Genomic DNA, 16,722 nt, shown 5'->3' with positions numbered 1-16,722 from the left:
ACGGAACGGGCCCCGGCGTCGCCGGACCCGTGCCGCCACGGGGCAGGGGCGGTTTCCGGCCTCATTTTGTGACAGGGGCATGACCAAGGAGCGATCGCGGCATAGGTCATGCGGCCCGGGAGGCACGGCAAACCGGCCGTCGAGGCCGTCCGGTTCCCCGCGAACCGGCCGTTCTCCCACTCGCCCGGCTCCGAGCGGAGCCGGGCCCCCCATGAGTGAAGGGACGAACAATGCTGGATTCCAGATGGTTCAAGGCGGTCGGTGTCGCCGCGGCGCTCACCCTGGCCTCGGTCACGGCGGCACAGGCCGCCCCCGCGCCGGACCTGGCTGCGAAGAGCACGGCAGCCGTCGTGACGCTCCGCTACGACGACAGCCGGGCCGGCGGCTGGGAGGCAGCGATCGCCGCAGGAGTCGCCTCATGGAACGCGAACGTCCGCAACGTCAAACTCGTCGAGGCCGCCCCCGGTACACGCGCCGAGATACAGATCGTGGCCACCAGCGGCTGGCCGCAGGCCACACTCGGCCCGGTCCGCCCCGGCGGCCGGGCCTGGGTGGAGCTGGGCAGTCAGGCGGTCACCCAGGGCCATGACAAGACCCGTATCGCCGCTCATGAACTCGGCCACAGCCTGGGCCTGCCGGACACCAAGCCCGGCCCCTGCTCCCAGCTGATGTCGGGTTCCAGCGCCGGTACGAGCTGCACGAACGCGGTTCCGAACGCGGCCGAGCGGTCCCGGGTGGAGTACGCCTACGCGGGCGGCCTCGCCTCCCGCGTCCCGGCCGACGGCCGCATCCTCGTGGACGCCCCGTAATCGGCCGCACGGCGGAGGCGGGGAGCGGGCCTCGTTTCGAACCGGCTCCCCGCCGACCTGCCAGGGGCGCGCTCGGCGGGGAGTCGGCCGGTGATCCGGACGCTCCGGGTCACCGGTCCTGCGGGGCGAAGGGACCGCCGCGGCCGAAGGCGTGCCGGGCGAAGCGTTCCGCGATACGCCGGTGGGCGGCGGGATCCGGGTGCAGACCGTCGGGCAAGGGAAGCTCGGCGTGATCGTCCGCACCGTAGAGCTCCAGCCCGTCGAGGTGGTGCAGATGGGGGTCGGCGGCCGCGCGCTCCCTGACAATCCGAGCCAGTTCGTCCCGGATCACGGTCAGTGTGAGCTTCCCCGCGGGGACCTCCGCGGGATCGCCTGTGGCCTGGAACCCCACTCGCCCCTCGCGCATCGCCGTCAGGTCGGGGGCCAGCGGCCCCGGGGTGTTCTCGTGGAGGGGGCAGTAGATCGGCGAGATCACCAGCAGCGGTGTGGTGGGATGCCCTTCGCGCAGCGTGTCGAGGAAGCCGTGGACGGCCGGGCCGAACGCGCGCAGCCGCATCAGGTCGGCGTTGACGATGTTGATGCCGATCTTGACGCTGAGCAGGTCCGCGGGGGTGTCGCGCATGGCGCGGGCGGTGAACGGGTCGAGCAGGGCGCCGCCGCCGAAGCCCATGTTGACCAGTTCGGCACCGCCGGAGGCCGCCGCCAGGGCGGGCCAGGTCCCGGTCGGGGTGGTGGCGTTGGAGCCGTGGCTGATGGAACTGCCGTGGTGCAGCCAGACCGGCCGGCCGCTCGGCCGGGGACTGCGGACCGGAGCGTCGGTGCGCAGGGCGACCAGGAGCGTCGTCTCGTCGTGCGGCAGCCAGATCTCGACGTCCTTCTCGACGTCCGGCAGACCGGTGAACCGGAGCGTCTCCACCGGCCCCGGCCGGGTCTGCGCCGTCCCCGTGGACAGGTCGATGGTGAGCGTGTCGCCGGCGGGGGCGGCTGACCGGTCCACGAGGCGGCCGTCCACGAGGAGTTCGTACACCCCGTCGGGGCGTGCCGGCGCCCCGGCGTAGACACGCTTGGTGGCCACCACGTCCAGTTCGACGGCGCTGGCCCGGGTGCGGAACGCCAGCCGGACTCCGGAGGGCTGCGACTCGGCCATGGCCAGCTGGCCGTCGGTGATCTGCTGCCGCGCCCGGGCGGGCAGCCGGTGCGGCAGCACTCCGCGCTCGGTCTGCTCCAGGTCGAGCGCGCCGCGCAGGATGTCGGCGCTGATGGGGGTGGCCGTCCAGCCGTGCCGGGTGGTCATGTTCTCGCTCTCTTCGTTCGTCGCAAGGGGCAAGGGGCAAGGGGCAAGGGGCAAGGGGCGGGGGTGGGGGAGGGGCATCCGGGTCAGGGAGAAGCGGGCCAGTTGCGCAGCAGGGAGTCGAGGGCGTCGATGATCTCCGTCCAGCTCTCCTCGGAGGAGGGGGAGCTGTGGCTGAAACCGCCCGCCATCTCCAGTTCCACATAGCCGTTGAAGACGCTGCCCAGCAGCCGCACCGCGTGCGTCTCCTGTCGTTCGGGCAGGTCGTAGCCGCGCAGGATCGCCCGGGTCATCCGGGAGTGGCGCACCGCCGCGCTCGCGGCCGCCGTTTTCGTATCAAGGCGGAACCGCGCCGCGGCGAAGCGGCCGGGGTGCTGGAAGGCATAGTCCCGGTAGGTGTCGGCGAAGGCGCCGAGCGCGTCCCGGCCCGCCCGCCCCGCGATGGCCGCCGAGGCCTGGTCGGCGAGTTCCTCCAGGGCCAGCAGGGCGATCCTGGTCTTGAGGTCGTGGGCGTTCTTGACGTGCGAATACAGGCTCGCGGTCTTGATGCCCAGCTTCCGGGCGAGCTCCGACGGAGTCACCCGATCGAAGCCGATCTCGTCCGCGAGCTCGGCGCCCGCCCTCACCACGCGCTCTGCGGCCAGTCCCGCTCGTGCCATGCCACTCTCCGAATGCTCACTCGTGATCGCCTAAAGAAAATATAGGTTTGCCTAATAGATTTAGGCAAATTAGCGTGGATCTCATGAACCCCGTGACCGAGCGAGAGATCCGCAGCGCCTTTGTGAACTGCACCAAGGGAGAGGCCAAGCGCCTCCACGTCCCCCGTGACCTGGCCGACCGGCCGTGGGGCGACCTGGACTTCCTGGGGTGGCGCGACCCCCAGGCCCCCGACCGGGCCTACCTCGTGATGCCGTCCGGTGAGGGTCACGTCGGGGTCCAGTTGCGCTCCTCCGACGCCGGCTCCTCGCAGACCCGCCGCAGCATGTGCTCGATGTGCGTGACCGTCCACACCGGAGGCGTCCGTCTGCTGGTGGCGCCCAAGCCGGGGAAGGCGGGCAAGCAGGGCAACTCCGTCGGCGCCTACATGTGCGGCGACCTCGCCTGCTCCCTCTACGTACGAGGGAAGAAGGACGCCGGGGTCGGCGGGCGACTGCGCGAGTCCCTCACCCTGGAGGAGCAGATCCACCGCACCGTGACGAATCTCGCCGCCTTCATCGCCAGGGTGACGGCGTGACCGCAGCCGCTCCGCAGACCCGGAGCGGCCCGGACCGCATGGTTCCGGACAGTCCGGTGGAGGTAATCGGGCCCCGCTTTTCCAGCCACTTCGTCCACATCCCGCCTGCGGATCGATCCTGGACCGAGGGGATGCGGAGATGTTCGATCATGTGCGAACGGCACCGGCCAGATCCGAAGCTCCGCAATGTGGCCGGTCCTTGCGTGGACCACATGGGTGCCTGAGGCATCCAATTGACGGTGAGGTGCGGAGCGACCCGCTCCGCACCGTCCACCGAGCACTGCGAGGCGACCGCTCCCATGACGGACTCCACGACGGAACCGGCCCGCCAGGACCGTGCCTTCGCCGGCACCGACACCGGACCCACCCCCGCGCCCCCGTTCCCGCAGGACCGTGAGTGCCCCTACCACCCGCCCACCGGCTACGAACCGCTGCGCGCACAGGGCCCGCTGAGCCGGGTCACCCTCTTCGACGGACGCCCGGTCTGGGCCGTCACCGGACACGCGCTGGCCCGTCGCCTCCTGGCGGATCCCCGGCTCTCCACCGACCGCACCCACCCCGGCTTCCCGATTCCGGCCGAGCGTTTCACGCAGACGCGGCAGCGGCGCTTGGCGCTCCTGGGCGTCGACGATCCCGAGCACAACGCCCAGCGCAGGAAGCTCATCCCGAGCTTCTCCGTGAAGCGCATCGCCGCGCTGCGCCCCCGGATCCAGGAGACGGTGGACGGGCTGCTGGACGCGATGGAGCGGCAGGGACCTCCCTCCGAACTGGTCGCCGACTTCGCGCTGCCGGTGCCGTCCATGGTGATCTGCGCACTCCTCGGCGTGCCCTACGCCGACCACACCTTCTTCGAGGACTGCTCGCGCCGCCTTCTGCGCGGCCCTGCCGCGAGCGACGTGGACGGCGCGCGGATCGAACTGGAGGAGTACCTGGGCGCGTTGATCGACCGCAAGCGCGCGGAACCGGCGGAGGGACTGCTGGACGAACTGATCCACCAAGACCACCCGGACGGGCCCGTCGGCCGCGAGGACCTCGTCTCCCTCGCCCTGATCCTGCTCGTCGCCGGACACGAGACGACGGCGAACATGATCTCGCTCGGCACGTTCACACTGCTGCGCCATCCCGGCCAGCTGGCGGCGCTGCGGTCCGGCAGGACGACGACGGCGGTGATGGTCGAGGAACTGCTGCGCTTCCTCTCCATCGCCGAAGGCCTGCAACGGCTGGCGGCCGAGGACATCGAGGTGGACGGGACGACGATCCGCAAGGGCGAGGGCGTCTTCTTCTCGACCTCGCTCATCAACCGCGACGCCGAGGTGTTCGAGCATCCGGAGACGCTGGACTGGGACCGGTCCGCCCGGCACCATCTCGCCTTCGGCTTCGGCGTCCATCAGTGTCTGGGCCAGAACCTGGCCAGGACCGAGCTCGACATCGCCCTGCGCACCCTGTTCGAACGTCTGCCCGCCCTCCGGCTGGCGGTACCCGCGGACGAGATCCGGCACAAACCCGGCGACACCATCCAGGGCCTGCTCGAACTGCCCGTGGCCTGGTGAGGGGCATGGACATCCGGGTCGACAGGGAACGCTGCGTGGGCGCCGGGATGTGCGCGCTGACCGCGCCGGACGTGTTCACACAGGACGACGACGGGTTCAGCGAACTCCTTCCCGGCCGCCCGGGGGTGACGCGGAACCACCCGTTGGTACGGGAAGCCGCACGCGCCTGCCCGGTCGGGGCGGTCGCCCTCACCGACGACTGAAATCCGACAGCCGAGGACGGCGACGGGCCGGGACACCGGGTCCGGTCCGGGCCGGACCCGGCGGGGAGTGGGGACCCACCCCCGCCGGGCCTCGGCCACTACGCGACGGGGGTCGGGTTGACCGTCACCCAGGCCGTGTTGTTGCCGGGCTTCGGGTCGTGCGGGAAGCCGGCACCCGTGATCACCGGACGCAGGGCCACCTGCCCCCTCGCGTCGGGCACGACGGTGTCGATACGGAGGTCGAAGCGGAAGGTGCGCACGGTGTCCTCCAGCACCCAGTACGGCATCTCGCACAGATAGCGCGGAGCGCCCAGACGCCCCTGCTGGTAGCTGCCGCCGGCCGACGTACGGGGGTCGCACGCGGCGGGTGCGCGGGTGACGGTGACCCCTTCGGGAACCGTGAAGTCGACCAGGGCCACCGAGTCGCCCGAACCGAGGTTCCCGACCCAGCCCGGCCCCTTGTTGCGGAAGGTGAGCGAGGCCTTCACGGTCTCGCCGACGGCGCCGCCGACCCGGGAACCGCGCACCGCGAAGTCGGCCGTGTTGACCGCGTCCACTTCGAGGCTCCTGTAGTTGTTCCCGTCATCGAGATCCACGACCCCGCCGACGGGCTGCACATCGACGTCGAGGCGCTCCCGGAGCGCGTGGTCCGCCAGGGCGATGCGCAGCGGCTGCGGCAGGGTGAAGCTCTCACCGGGCTGGAGCACCCGGTCGAAGGCGCACTCGGCGCGGGACATGGGCGCGTAGTCGCCGCCCGTCTGCGTGTACGTGCACGCGTCGTACCGCGAGTCGAAGCCGAGGCCGTACGTCGCCGTCATCCCGAGGGTGAAGCCCCGGGCGGGCTCCTGCCCCTCGTTGCTCACCGTGAGCGCCGCCGTGTGCACCGTCCCCGGGGTGGCGCCCTCGACCGGGTCGAGCCCCTCCAGGACGAGGTCGGGTCCGGAGGACAGGGTGAGTGTCGTCTCGAAGGAGTCCAGCGGGGCCTCCAGCGTCCCGTCCGGGCCGCCGGTCGCGGTCGCCGCGTAGGTGATCCGCCCCTGCGCTCCCGCCTCGGCGCCGTCGGCCGCCCGGACCTCCAGCAGCACCTGCGGGCTGTAGTCGGGGCCGATCACGGGTACCTCGGCGACGGTGCACACGGCGGTCGTCCCGGTGACCGCGCAGTTCCCGGGCCAGGTCACGTCGGCCACCCCGGCGAGCCCGGAGGCGTCGACGGTCAGGCGGCCGTCCGTGACGGTGAAGGTGTCGTTGTCGTGATACAGACCGACCTCGACCGGGGCAGCGGCCCCGGCGCCTGTCTGCAGGTTCATCTCGTACGGCGCGGCGATCCACAGCTGGTCGGACTCGGCGGCCGACGCCGGTACGGACAGACCGGCCAGAAGGATTCCGGCGGCCGCGACGGCACCGGCGCCGAAGCGGACGAACGGACGGGCGGAGACGGGTCTCATGGTTCTCCAGTGACTGGGCACGATGCACTCCTGCCGGGGCGTGGGATGCCCCGGCAGTCGTTTGACGATCAAGGAACACCCAGGGTTGTGCTGCGCCTCGCCCGAATCGGACGGGGCGTCGGAGCAGAGACCTGACCACTCCGATGCCCCGTCAGGCGGGCCCGCCGCCCCGCAACGAGAGTCCGGGGCGAGGTGTCACCGTACGGCTCAGAGACCGAACTCCTGAGGGGAGACGCCGAGCGCCGTGCACGCCTCCCGCAGAACCTGTGCCTCGGCCGGGGCGACATACCCGTCCGCGCCGGCGATCACGAAGCCGGTCTGGACGACCGCCTTGGCCTCCACCGGCTTCTTCGCCGCCTTGGCGATCTCCTGCATGGCCTCGGCCCTGCCCTGCTGGAAGTTGAACATCAGCTGGTCGACATGCTTGTTGAACCGCTGCCGCAGCTGCTCGGGCGGGAAGTTCTGCAGGACGTCGTTCTGCAGGATCAGGTTCTCCACATGGTGCCGCTCGGCGGGGTCGACGGAACCGTCGGCGGCCGCCACCAGCGCGCACATCGCCATACTGGCGTCCCGGTAGGCCCCGCTCTTGAGCTCCGTCTTCAGGGAGCCGAGCTGCGACTTGAGCAGCCCGACCAGCTTCTCCTTCGAACCCCCCGCGTGCCCCGAGCCCCCTGTCCCCGGCTGCCGCTGACCGGCGGGGCCCCTCGCGCCCTGCGCCTGCTGCTGCAGCCCCTTGGCCTGGTCCTTGATGCGATCCCACATGGCCATTCCTGCCTCCTTGTCGATCGGATCGATGGCCGCACACTGCGCGCGGCCTCGTGACGTTCATTGCCGGAAAACGGTCACACGCGGTGGGCCCGCCGCTCGTTGCGCCGGGTACGCACCCGGCGAGTGACCGCCACGACCAGCGCCGCGACGACGAGCACGAGCACCACCTTGGAGAGCACCCCGACGTAGCGCTCCACGAGCTCCCACCGGTCACCCAGCAGATAACCGGCCATCACGAGGACGAAGTTCCAGATGAAGCTGCCGAGAACGGTGAAGAGCACGAAGGTCGGCAGGGGCATCCGTTCGACGCCTGCCGGGATGCTGATCAGGCTGCGGAAAATGGGAACCATCCGGCCGAAGAAGATGGCCTTCCTGCCGTGCTTGAGGAACCACTTCTCGGTCTTCTCCAGGTCGGACACCTTGACCAGGGGGAGCCTGTCCCACAAGGCGTACATGCGCTCCCGGCCGAAGAGGGCCCCGATCCGGTAGAGCGCGACCGCGCCCACCGCCGATCCCAGCGTCGTCCAGAAGAGGGCGGAGAACAGGCTGATCACCCCCTGCCCCGCCGCGAAGCCCGTCAGCGGAAGAATGATCTCGCTCGGAAGCGGAGGGAAGAGGTTCTCCAGGGCGATCGCGAGCCCGGCCCCCGGGCCGCCCAGGGTGTCGACGAGGCCGGTCGCCCACCCCGCGATCCCGCTCGTCGGTTCCGAGGCGAGGGGGAAGTGGTACATGTACGTCTGCTCCTGGAAGAGTCAGGGGTTCCGGAGATCCCGTACGGCCGTATCGCGCAGGAATTCCGTGGCCCACGGGTGAGAAAAGGGATCGCAAACACGAAAGGCGAAAGACTGAATCCTTGTGCGCGACGCGTGTGAGACGGGACGCGATGGCCAGGGCGGCCAGCGGGAGATCAGCGCTGGGGCGGCCGGACGGTCACCGGGTGATCGGACGGCCCACTCAGCAGCGAAGGATCCGGGCCTGGGCGGGGCTCCGCGATCCCGAAGGCGGAACATCGTGCCGGGCGATGCCCGCCGGACAGGCATACAGATCCGGCGCCGGGGAAAGAACGCCCGACTGCACGGGGGACGACGCCGTCGCGCTTCCGGCTTTGTGGCGCTGCTGGAGCGTGACGTCCCCCTCCGTACCGTCCAGCGGAACTTGCGCCCCCGGTGCGTCGACCGAGGAGACGGCACGGGCCGGGGCGTGCGCTGCCGCGTCGACGGCCGCCAGGGCCTGGGAGGAGAATCCCGGGGCGAACGCGGACATCAGCAGGAGCACGGCGATACCGGCGTAGCGGGACAGCATCTCCCTGTAGCGCATTCCGACGCTCCTCGTCCCGGTCGAATCGGCCGCATGCTGAACTGCCGAAGCCGCTCGGCGAATTACTGCCGAAGAACCGCACTTTAGCAGCCCGGACTGAAGAGAACCTGAAGCCCGACCGGCCACCTGATGCCTCCCCTCACCGGCCGGGGCGAGGCGATCCGTCGTCCCGGCCGACCGGCTCGCGCCCGGTCCGTCCCCCCGCCCTCCCACCGGCCCACGCCGATCCAGCCCCGAGCCCCGGCCCGGCACCGTGCGGGCTCCGGCGGGTGCCCCCGCGTGCACCGATCGGCCCCAGCCACGGCGAGCCTCGGCCGCGCGGAGGACGGCCGGTGAAGGATGACCGCGGGCGGCCCCGGACCGGGGCCACCCGCCCATACCACCCCTGTCGCGTGGAGAGGCCCGGCCATGGAACTGCTCGACGACCTGCCGCCGCACCCTGCCGACGGCCGGGCGCCACGCAGCCACCGGGACGACCGGCCCGGTGCCGTACCGGTGACGGCGTGACCTCCGCTCCGCCCGGAGGCGTGCCGGGCGAGGGCCGCTACGGCGAGGCGGCCTTCCGCCCCGACCGAGCGGGGGAGGCGGAGCGCATCGACTTCGGTGCGCTCGCCTACGACGCCATCACGATGGCCCGGCTGCGGGCGCTCGGCGCCGGGCCGGGATGGTGCTGCCTCGACATCGGAGCCGGAACGGGCACCGTCGCACGCCGCCTGCTGGGCGAGGCCGGGGTGGCGAGCGTGCTCGCCGTGGACCGCGACGTGCGGTTCCTCGACGCACGCCCCGCCCCCGGCCTCCGGGCGCTCCAGGCCGATGCCACCGCCCCCGACTTCGCCCCCGGCCTCTTCCGGCTCGTCCACGCGCGGTTCGTGCTGATGCACCTGCCCGAACGGGACCGCCTGGTCGGCAGGCTCGCCGAACTCCTGGTGCCCGGCGGTGTGCTGGTGCTCAGCGACGCGGTCGACGTGACGGGCGAGCGGACACCGGACACCCCGTACACCACGGCGATGCGGGCGATGTGGCGGGGGCTGCGGGACACCATCGGCACCGACGTCTCCACGGTCACGTCGTACCCGCGTCTGCTGCGCGAAGCGGGGCTCGACCAGGTGGCGGCGGAGATCCACGTCCCACCGCTGGAGCCGGGCAGCGCCATCAGCCGCTTCTGGGCCGACACCTGGCGGCGCAGCGGGCAAGCCATGCTCTCCACCAGCCTGATCGACGCCGCGGGCATCGACGACGCGGTGCGGTACCTGGAGAGCGACGCATGCGCCGCGCTGTCGGCCGGAATGCTCACGGCGTGGGGGCGAAAGCCCCAAGGCCCCGTCGGCTGACCGCACGGGCTGCCCTCGGCCCCCGTTTCCCCGGACCGGCGGCCCGGGCCGCCCCCGTGGTGGGCGGCTCGCCTATGCTCCCGCTGGGGAGAGAGCCGACCGGAAGGCATGCGGAAACATGACAGGGCAACGCGACCGTTGGGCGGAACTGACCGGTGGGCAGGCCGGGGAGGAGTACGCGCGGCGATTCGCCCGGCTCGCCGCATCGGGCCACGACGTCCACGGCGAAGCCACCTTCTGCACCGCGCTCCTGAGGCCCGGGGCTCGCGTGCTCGACGCGGGCTGCGGCACCGGCCGCATCGCGATCCGGCTCGCCGAACTGGGCCACCACTGCACCGGTGTGGACGTCGACTCCTCGATGCTGGCCGTCGCACGTCGCGATGCGCCCGCACAGGACTGGCTGCTCGGTGACCTGGCCCGGCTGGACACCCTCGGTCTGGCCACGGACTTCGACCTGGTGCTCGCCGCCGGCAACGTCATCCCCCTCCTGGCCCCCGGCACCGGAGCGGCCGTCGTCGGACAACTGGCCGCCGTACTGCGCCCCGGCGGCCTCCTGGTCACCGGCATGGGACTGGACGCCGCCCACCTGCCGCTGGAGGAAGCACCGATGACCCTCGCCGAGTTCGACGGGTGGACCACCCGGGCCGGACTCGTCCTGCGGCGGCGCTACGCGACCTGGAGCGGTGACCCCTACAACGACGGCGGCGGTTACGCGGTGAGCGTGCACGCCCGTCCGGCCGCCTGAGATCTCACCGCCGGTGTGCCGCGACCGGGCGCCGGGCGCCGAACCACTGCTCCGCGCCGAACTCCTCGAACCGCGACACCTCGGTGAACCCCAGCTTCAGCGCGAGGCGCAGGGAAGGAGCATTGTCGATCCGGGTGCAGAGTGCCACCGGCTCACCGGGGAGTACGGTGCTGAACCAGTCGAGCGCGGCGGTGCATGCCTCGGTGGCGTACCCCGATCCCCACGCCTCCGGCAGGAACATGTAGCCGAGTTCGGTGCAGCCGCCGTCCGGACCAAGCCGCCCCGGACGCTCGGGGGTCCGCTCCTGGAGGGTGACCGTGCCGATCATCGCTCCCTCCAGCTCGACGACGAAGAGTCCGGGCCGCCGCCCCGGGACCAGGGGGACAGCGCGTTCGAGTTCGTCCCGGGAATGGGGGCCACCAAGGTGGGCACGCACCTCCGGCGACGCGAACAACTCGACGAAGGCCGCACGGTCCCGGGCCTCGGACTCACGGAGCACGAGCCGTGCCGTCGTGACCGGGGCCGGTGGCCAGGAGAACGATGCGGGCTGCGTCATGACGGGGAACCTATCGCACGCCCATGCGTGGATGAGCGGAGTCGCACGGATCAACACGGAACGGAGAAGGCCGGGTTGAGCCGAACCGGCCGCGAGGCCCGGAGCCGTCGACCACGTGACTCCGGCAGGGGCCACCACCGGGAGCGACCGTGCGGCGCGGGCCCGGCGCCGCCCGCCTCGGCGGGTTCCGGCGGCACGACCCCGGTCACCGGGCGTCGACGACCGGAACACCCGGGTCGTGCCGCCGCCAAGCCGCGTCCAGGCGCGTGAGCCGGTGCGCGGCGGCGATGCCGTACAGCGCCGAGACCTTGCCGTCGCCGACGTCGAACGCCACGGCCCCCACGACCCGGCCCCCGGCCACGGCGATCACGGCCGGTGAGCCGTTGACCCGCGCGAGATACATCGCCGTGGGGCCACCGGCCAGGCGGCGCTTCGCCGGGGTCGACCTGAACCCCGCCCTGACGAACGAGGCGACCCGCTCCGGCGTCCGGTGCCGCAGCAGCCGCCTGGCCAGTCCCGCGCCGTCCGAGACCGCCGTCACGTCGTCGGTGAGCAGCGCCACCAGCCGGTCGGTGCTCCCCGACGTGGCGGCGACGAGGAACTCCTCGACCACCCGGCGCGCCGCCGCGGGGTCGGCCGCACCGCCGGTGCCACGACGTGCGTCCGCGAGCCGGGTCCGGGCCCGGTGGGCGTGCTGCTGGCTCGCCGCCACCGTGATGTCGAGGATCGCGGCGATCTCGGTGTGGCTGTACGCGAACGCCTCCCGCAGGACGTAGACGGCCCGCTCGTTCGGCGAGAGGCGTTCGACGAGGGTGAGCACGGCCAGGGACACCGACTCCCGCTGCTCGAAGGTGTCGGCGGGGCCGAGCATCGGGTCACCGTCGAGCAGTGGTTCGGGCAGCCACGCACCGGCCGTCCGCTCGTGGCGCGCCCGCGCCGAGCGGAGCCGGTCGAGGCAGATGTTGGTGGCGACCTTCGTCAGCCATGCCTCCGGCACCTCGATCCGTTCGCGGTCCGCGGACTGCCAGCGCAGGAAGGTGTCCTGCACGGCGTCCTCGGCATCGGCCGCCGATCCGAGCAGGCGGTACGCGAGTGAGGCCAGCCTGCCCCGGCCGGCCTCGAACGTGTCGACGGCTGAGCTGTCCATGCGCGGCACTCTAGGCGGCGGCCCGCACCGCGGCCCCGTCCGGCGCCGGCGCCGGACGCCGCCGGCGCTTGGGAAGGCCGAAGGTCGGATGGGCGATGCCCCATGCGGCCCCCTTGAGCACTCCCGACTTGAGCCGCGCGGCCGTCCGGCCGCCGAGGTACCAGGGCTTCGACCGGACGTCGTCGCCCACCATCTGGAAGATGGCGTCCCGGCGGCCGAGACTGATGTGGTTGCCGAAGTACTTCAGTCCGGTGGCCGGGACGTCGCCGCCCGTCAGACGCGCGATGATCGCGCTGGTCGCCTGCATGTTGGTGAGCCCGGCCGAGGCGCAGGACATCGGCAGGGGCCGGCCGTTCTTCCCGATCGCGTAGGCGCAGTCGCCGGCGGCGTAGACATCCGGGTGCGAGATGGAGCGCATGGACCCGTCGACGACGATCTGCCCGGTGGCGGCGACCTCAAGGCCGGCGGCGGCCGCGATGGGGGCTACGGCGAATCCCGCCGACCACACGGTCACCTCGGCCGGAAGGACCGAACCGTCGGCGGTGATCGCCCGGGCCTCCTCGACGGCGGATACGGCGGTGTGCTCGTGCACGGTGACACCGAGCTGGTCGAACGCGTCCTGCAGATGACGCCGGGCCCCGGGGGAGAGCCAGGCGCCCAGCTGACCGCGGGCGGCGAGCGCGACCGAGAGACCGGGCCGGGATTCCGCCAGCTCGGTCGCGGTCTCGATACCGGTCAGCCCCTCGCCGACGACCAGGACGGATCCGCCCTCGGGGAGGTGGTCCAGACGTTCGCGCAGGCGCAGGGCCGGACCCAGACCGGTCACGTCGCAGGCGAACTCGGCCACGCCGGGGACGCCGTGGTGGGCCGCGGAGCTGCCGAGGGCGTAGAGCAGGGTGTCGTAGGGCAGTTCCCCGGGGCCGTTCGCGCCGGTCAGGAAGACCACCCTGCGGTCCAGGTCGAGTCCGGTCACCCGGGCCAGGCGCAGCCGCACCCCGGTGCCCGCGAACACGTCGGCGAGCTTGCGGCGCGCGATGTCCTGTCCGGCCGCCACCTGGTGGAGACGCATCCGCTCGACGAAGTCGGGCGCGGCGTTGACGACGGAGATCTCGGTGTCGGCGGGGGAGAGCCTCCGGGCCAGACTTCCGGCGGCGAAGGCCCCGGCGTATCCAGCGCCGAGTACGACGATGCGGTGCTTCATGAGCGTCATGACGGGCTCCTGTCTCGTTCGCGTACCCCTTGAACGGGACAGCCCGGCGATTGCTGACAGACCGCGGGTGTGACACAGGTCACGAGAGGGTGGCGATGCGGGCCCGTCGGCGTCAGTGATGTCGTGCCGGTCGCCCCGGCGGTTCCTGCCGTCCAGGTCGGGCCGGAGGGCCGCCGGACGGACATCGCCGGGAATGCCGACAGGGGGTGCGGATCGCGATCCGGTCCAAGGGTGCTCGGCAGGAATCTCCCGGTCGTCAGGCGCGGAGCCTCCTTCGCGTCACGTGCACGCGGAAGGAGCTGAGAGCCAGGAGGAACGTCGTCAGTATCGGGCGGTCCGGAGCGCTCAGAGGTTTCCGGGGTGTCCCGGCGGCCGAGGGTGGGTTCCCCATGCGGCCCGGGCCGTTCCCAACTCCGCGCGGTACCGCCCGTATCCGTCCTCGTACAGCGCCCGTACGTCATCACGTGGTTCGATCACCCGATGGCGCCCCGGCGACACCGCGTACCCGGGGTACAGCGAGGCCCTGGCGACGGACACCACGCCGAGTGCCCCCACCTGTTCCTCCCCCGGGATGCGAACGGGCCGGCCGAGGATGTCGGCGATCAGCCGGGCCCACGTCAGCGACCGCGTGCCGCCGCCGCACAGGGCCAGGGTGCCGTTCAGTCCCGCCGCCTCCAGGCAGTGCCGGGCCGCGTAGCCGATGGCCTCGCAGACGGCCCGGACGGCGTCCGCCCGGCCGGTCGCCAGGCTGAGGCCGTCGAGTCTGCCCTGCGCCGACGGGTCGACGAACGGGGCCCGTTCGCCCGCTTCGGACAGGAAGGGGAAGGCGCGGACACCGCGTGCGCCGGGCGGGCTGTCGGCGAGCAGGCAGTCCACGTCGGCCGTGGTCGCGCCGACGAGACAGAGCACCCACTCCAGCGCCGCCGTCCCCACCATCGCGGGCATGGCACGCAGCCACCGGTCGGGGGCGGGCGTGCACAGCCACATGCCGGCGGGCTCGGCGAGCGGATCGAGGGCGACCCGGTCGGTCAGCACCTGGCTCGCGAGGGTCGTGCCGAGGATGAGGACTCCGTCTCCCGCCTCACGGACCCCGCTGCCGATCGCGCAGGCCGGCAGGTCGTACGGCCCCGCCACGACCGGGAGCCCCTCGGGCAGGCCCAGCAGTCCGGCGCCGGGACCGTGGAGGGCGAGCACCGTGCCCGGGGCGGCGGGAGGCGGCAGCAGCCCCGCCCGCTCGGCGATACCGCACGCCGCCAGCGCCTCGGGCGCGTAGCGACGGGTACGGGGGTCGAGGAACGGCAGTGTGGCGTCGGATGCGTCCAGGCAGACTCGGCCGGTGAGGCGCTGGGCGACGGCGTCGACGCAGTATCCCGCGACGGCTGCCCGGTCCAGCGATCGCGGCTCGTGCTCCTGGAGCCAGTTCAGCAGCGGGCCGTGGCACCCCGGGAACATGCCGGAGCCGGTGTGCGCGTAAGCCGTGCCGATCGTGCCGTCCGTCAGCCAGCGGGCCACCAGGTCCGAGGCCCGCGCGTCCATCCAGGAGATCGCGGGCCGCACCGGGCGGCCGTCCCGGTCCCGCAGCCACAGCCCGTCTCCCTGGCCGGTGAGCGCCACGGCGTCCGGCAGCCGGCCGAGCTTCGCGGTGACCTCCCGCACGACGCCGCCGACACCGGACACGACGTCGTCGAGGTCCTGCTCGACGCGACCGCCGGGCAGCATCTCCAGGTGTGAGCGTTGGCTCGCGGAGGCCAGGGCCGTGCCGTCCTCGCCGAACGCCACCGCTTTGGTGACCGATGTCCCGATGTCCACGCCGATGATCGTGCTCAAGCCTGCTGCCTCCTGTGCGAGCCGATGGGGGCCGAGGGGCCGGGGTGCTGGGGCGCCGGCCCTCAGGGCCCGCCGTCCCCCAGGACGTCTCCGTTCGCGAGATGCCGCAGTTCCTCTCCCCGTACGAAGCGGCCGACCTCGGCGGCGGTGACGGCCGCCGCACGGTGTGCGGTCTGCCGGGTCGCGCCCGCGAGATGGGGCGTGGTGATCACGTTCGGTACGTCGTGCAGGGGCCAGCCGGCGGGGATCGGCTCGATGTCGTACACGTCGAGGGCGAGAGCCCCCAGTGCGCCGCTGCGCAGCAGCTCCGGCAGCGGCGCGTGGTCGAGAAGCCCGCCGCGGGCGGAGTTGACCAGGACCGCACCGGCGGGCAGCAGCCCGAGGCGGCGGGCGTCGAGCAGGTGATGGGTCTCCTCGGTCAGGCGGGCGTGCAGGCTCACCACCGAACTCCTGGTCAGAAGGTCGTCCAGTCCGACGGGTTCGACACCGTCCGCCGCGACCGCCTCCGGGGCGGCGTACGGGTCGGCCGCGAGCACATGCGCCCCAAAGGCGCGCATCACCCGCGCCACGATGCGGCCGACGGCCCCGTAGCCCACCAGCCCGACCGTGGCCCCGCCGAGCTCGCCGCCGGTCTCCTCGTACGCGTAGAGATCGCCCCGCCAGACGCCCCGCTTCAGCTCCGCGTCGGCAGCGGCGATGTGCCGCATCGCGGCCAGCGTCAGCCCCACCGCGAACTCCGCGGCGGCGGGGGCGTTGCGGCCGGGGGCGAAACTGACCCGCACCCCGTGGCGGGTGGCCGCGGCCAGGTCCACGTTGACCGGCCCGCCCCGCGAGACGGCGACGAGCCGCAACCCGGGCGATGCGGCGAACACCCGCTCGGTGAACGGGGCCATCTGCGTCACACAGACGGACGCCCCGTCCAGCGCCTCCACGATCTCGTCCTCCGTGCCGCTCGCCTCCCGGACCTCCGCGACCGGACCGAAGGGCTCATGGGGCCAGGGCAGCGTCAGCTCGGTGAACTCCGGGAGCTTCTCTCCCGTGCGGGACAGTTCCTGACCCACCGCCGCGCGAATCGACGCGGGACGGACGAAGTGGTCGCCTGCGGCGAGGATGCGCATGACGTCGGATGCCTTCTGCGAGGAGGGCCGCTGAGGTGGATGCCGAGCAGGCCGGCAGGTTGATCCGGGCTTGACGCGGGCCTGGCCGGGGCGTGGTCCGAGCCGGGGGAGACCGGCCCGGGTTGTGAAATGTCTGTTAAATTTAACAGCGCTGCCGTTAACCGGCAATGC

General features: G+C 72.4%; 17 protein-coding genes. 6 read left to right on the top strand and 11 right to left on the bottom strand.

Annotated features, from left to right (window positions below; translation table 11 throughout):
- Nucleotides 1-230 precede the first annotated feature (230 nt).
- On the top strand, nt 231-809 hold the full coding sequence (locus KME66_RS00645; RefSeq protein ID WP_216317812.1) for a snapalysin family zinc-dependent metalloprotease: 579 nt from the start codon (nt 231-233) through the stop codon (nt 807-809).
- 109 nt (nt 810-918) lie between these two features.
- Here KME66_RS00645 and KME66_RS00640 read toward each other — a convergent pair whose 3' ends face one another.
- On the bottom strand, nt 919-2,103 hold the full coding sequence (locus tag KME66_RS00640) for a GDSL-type esterase/lipase family protein (RefSeq protein WP_216317810.1): 1,185 nt from the start codon (nt 2,101-2,103) through the stop codon (nt 919-921).
- 83 nt (nt 2,104-2,186) lie between these two features.
- Nucleotides 2,187-2,759 (bottom strand): TetR/AcrR family transcriptional regulator, encoded by a 573-nt coding sequence (locus tag KME66_RS00635; protein ID WP_216317808.1) that lies wholly within the window; start codon nt 2,757-2,759, stop codon nt 2,187-2,189.
- A gap of 83 nt (nt 2,760-2,842) precedes the next feature.
- Here KME66_RS00635 and KME66_RS00630 point away from each other — a divergent pair, with 83 nt between their 5' ends.
- From KME66_RS00630 to KME66_RS00620, 3 genes are all read left to right on the top strand, one after another.
- Nucleotides 2,843-3,334 carry an FBP domain-containing protein gene (locus tag KME66_RS00630; RefSeq protein WP_216317807.1) on the top strand — a complete coding sequence of 164 codons (492 nt, stop codon included), beginning with the start codon at nt 2,843-2,845 and terminating at the stop codon, nt 3,332-3,334.
- Between the two features lie 299 nt (nt 3,335-3,633).
- Nucleotides 3,634-4,884, top strand: coding sequence for a cytochrome P450 (locus KME66_RS00625; RefSeq protein WP_216317805.1), 1,251 nt, complete (start codon nt 3,634-3,636; stop codon nt 4,882-4,884).
- 5 nt (nt 4,885-4,889) lie between these two features.
- The gene (locus tag KME66_RS00620; protein ID WP_073224198.1) at nt 4,890-5,087 is read left to right on the top strand and encodes a ferredoxin; all 198 of its coding nucleotides are present in this window, start codon (nt 4,890-4,892) and stop codon (nt 5,085-5,087) included.
- 98 nt (nt 5,088-5,185) lie between these two features.
- Here the strand turns inward: KME66_RS00620 and KME66_RS00615 are convergent, their stop codons facing one another.
- The 4 genes from KME66_RS00615 to KME66_RS00600 form a co-directional block, all read right to left on the bottom strand.
- A complete protein-coding gene (locus KME66_RS00615; protein ID WP_216317803.1) occupies nt 5,186-6,532 on the bottom strand; it encodes a hypothetical protein in 1,347 nt (448 codons plus the stop codon).
- Nucleotides 6,533-6,739: 207 nt separating this feature from the next.
- Nucleotides 6,740-7,300 carry a tellurite resistance TerB family protein gene (locus KME66_RS00610; RefSeq protein WP_216317801.1) on the bottom strand — a complete coding sequence of 187 codons (561 nt, stop codon included), beginning with the start codon at nt 7,298-7,300 and terminating at the stop codon, nt 6,740-6,742.
- A gap of 74 nt (nt 7,301-7,374) precedes the next feature.
- Complete coding sequence (locus KME66_RS00605) at nt 7,375-8,031, bottom strand: DedA family protein (protein ID WP_216317799.1); 657 nt, start codon at nt 8,029-8,031, stop codon at nt 7,375-7,377.
- Between the two features lie 223 nt (nt 8,032-8,254).
- Nucleotides 8,255-8,617: a hypothetical protein gene (locus tag KME66_RS00600; RefSeq protein ID WP_216317797.1), complete on the bottom strand. Its 363-nt coding sequence runs from the start codon at nt 8,615-8,617 to the stop codon at nt 8,255-8,257.
- 503 nt (nt 8,618-9,120) lie between these two features.
- Between KME66_RS00600 and KME66_RS00595 the strand changes: the two genes are divergently transcribed.
- Complete coding sequence (locus KME66_RS00595; RefSeq protein ID WP_216317795.1) at nt 9,121-9,948, top strand: class I SAM-dependent methyltransferase; 828 nt, start codon at nt 9,121-9,123, stop codon at nt 9,946-9,948.
- A gap of 118 nt (nt 9,949-10,066) precedes the next feature.
- Entirely contained in the window at nt 10,067-10,693 is a 627-nt protein-coding gene (locus KME66_RS00590) for a bifunctional 2-polyprenyl-6-hydroxyphenol methylase/3-demethylubiquinol 3-O-methyltransferase UbiG (protein ID WP_216317793.1), read from the top strand.
- A 4-nt stretch (nt 10,694-10,697) separates the two neighbouring features.
- Here the strand turns inward: KME66_RS00590 and KME66_RS00585 are convergent, their stop codons facing one another.
- From KME66_RS00585 to KME66_RS00565, 5 genes are all read right to left on the bottom strand, one after another.
- Nucleotides 10,698-11,249: a GNAT family N-acetyltransferase gene (locus KME66_RS00585; RefSeq protein ID WP_216317791.1), complete on the bottom strand. Its 552-nt coding sequence runs from the start codon at nt 11,247-11,249 to the stop codon at nt 10,698-10,700.
- Between the two features lie 205 nt (nt 11,250-11,454).
- Nucleotides 11,455-12,396 (bottom strand): sigma-70 family RNA polymerase sigma factor, encoded by a 942-nt coding sequence (locus KME66_RS00580; RefSeq protein ID WP_216317789.1) that lies wholly within the window; start codon nt 12,394-12,396, stop codon nt 11,455-11,457.
- 10 nt (nt 12,397-12,406) lie between these two features.
- Nucleotides 12,407-13,597 (bottom strand): FAD-dependent oxidoreductase, encoded by a 1,191-nt coding sequence (locus KME66_RS00575; RefSeq protein ID WP_216328999.1) that lies wholly within the window; start codon nt 13,595-13,597, stop codon nt 12,407-12,409.
- A gap of 354 nt (nt 13,598-13,951) precedes the next feature.
- The gene (locus KME66_RS00570) at nt 13,952-15,433 is read right to left on the bottom strand and encodes an FGGY-family carbohydrate kinase (RefSeq protein ID WP_216317787.1); all 1,482 of its coding nucleotides are present in this window, start codon (nt 15,431-15,433) and stop codon (nt 13,952-13,954) included.
- Between the two features lie 62 nt (nt 15,434-15,495).
- Nucleotides 15,496-16,551, bottom strand: coding sequence for a 2-hydroxyacid dehydrogenase (locus KME66_RS00565; RefSeq protein WP_216317785.1), 1,056 nt, complete (start codon nt 16,549-16,551; stop codon nt 15,496-15,498).
- Nucleotides 16,552-16,722: the final 171 nt, after the last annotated feature.

The organism is Streptomyces sp. YPW6 (assembly GCF_018866325.1).
In the GTDB taxonomy this organism is placed as follows: domain Bacteria; phylum Actinomycetota; class Actinomycetes; order Streptomycetales; family Streptomycetaceae; genus Streptomyces.
The sequence above is the reverse complement of the archived record's forward strand: the minus strand, read 5'-3'. Positions and strand labels throughout refer to the sequence as shown.

Bases quoted from the DNA above. Each gene is read 5' to 3' on its own strand.
- KME66_RS00645 (WP_216317812.1), top strand. From the start codon at position 231: ATGCTGGATTCCAGATGGTTCAAGGCGGTCGGTGTCGCCGCGGCGCTC.
- KME66_RS00640 (WP_216317810.1), bottom strand. From the start codon at position 2,103: ATGACCACCCGGCACGGCTGGACGGCCACCCCCATCAGCGCCGACATC.
- KME66_RS00635 (WP_216317808.1), bottom strand. From the start codon at position 2,759: ATGGCACGAGCGGGACTGGCCGCAGAGCGCGTGGTGAGGGCGGGCGCC.
- KME66_RS00630 (WP_216317807.1), top strand. From the start codon at position 2,843: ATGAACCCCGTGACCGAGCGAGAGATCCGCAGCGCCTTTGTGAACTGC.
- KME66_RS00625 (WP_216317805.1), top strand. From the start codon at position 3,634: ATGACGGACTCCACGACGGAACCGGCCCGCCAGGACCGTGCCTTCGCC.
- KME66_RS00620 (WP_073224198.1), top strand. From the start codon at position 4,890: ATGGACATCCGGGTCGACAGGGAACGCTGCGTGGGCGCCGGGATGTGC.
- KME66_RS00615 (WP_216317803.1), bottom strand. From the start codon at position 6,532: ATGAGACCCGTCTCCGCCCGTCCGTTCGTCCGCTTCGGCGCCGGTGCC.
- KME66_RS00610 (WP_216317801.1), bottom strand. From the start codon at position 7,300: ATGGCCATGTGGGATCGCATCAAGGACCAGGCCAAGGGGCTGCAGCAG.
- KME66_RS00605 (WP_216317799.1), bottom strand. From the start codon at position 8,031: ATGTACCACTTCCCCCTCGCCTCGGAACCGACGAGCGGGATCGCGGGG.
- KME66_RS00600 (WP_216317797.1), bottom strand. From the start codon at position 8,617: ATGCGCTACAGGGAGATGCTGTCCCGCTACGCCGGTATCGCCGTGCTC.
- KME66_RS00590 (WP_216317793.1), top strand. From the start codon at position 10,067: ATGACAGGGCAACGCGACCGTTGGGCGGAACTGACCGGTGGGCAGGCC.
- KME66_RS00585 (WP_216317791.1), bottom strand. From the start codon at position 11,249: ATGACGCAGCCCGCATCGTTCTCCTGGCCACCGGCCCCGGTCACGACG.
- KME66_RS00580 (WP_216317789.1), bottom strand. From the start codon at position 12,396: ATGGACAGCTCAGCCGTCGACACGTTCGAGGCCGGCCGGGGCAGGCTG.
- KME66_RS00575 (WP_216328999.1), bottom strand. From the start codon at position 13,597: ATGAAGCACCGCATCGTCGTACTCGGCGCTGGATACGCCGGGGCCTTC.
- KME66_RS00565 (WP_216317785.1), bottom strand. From the start codon at position 16,551: ATGCGCATCCTCGCCGCAGGCGACCACTTCGTCCGTCCCGCGTCGATT.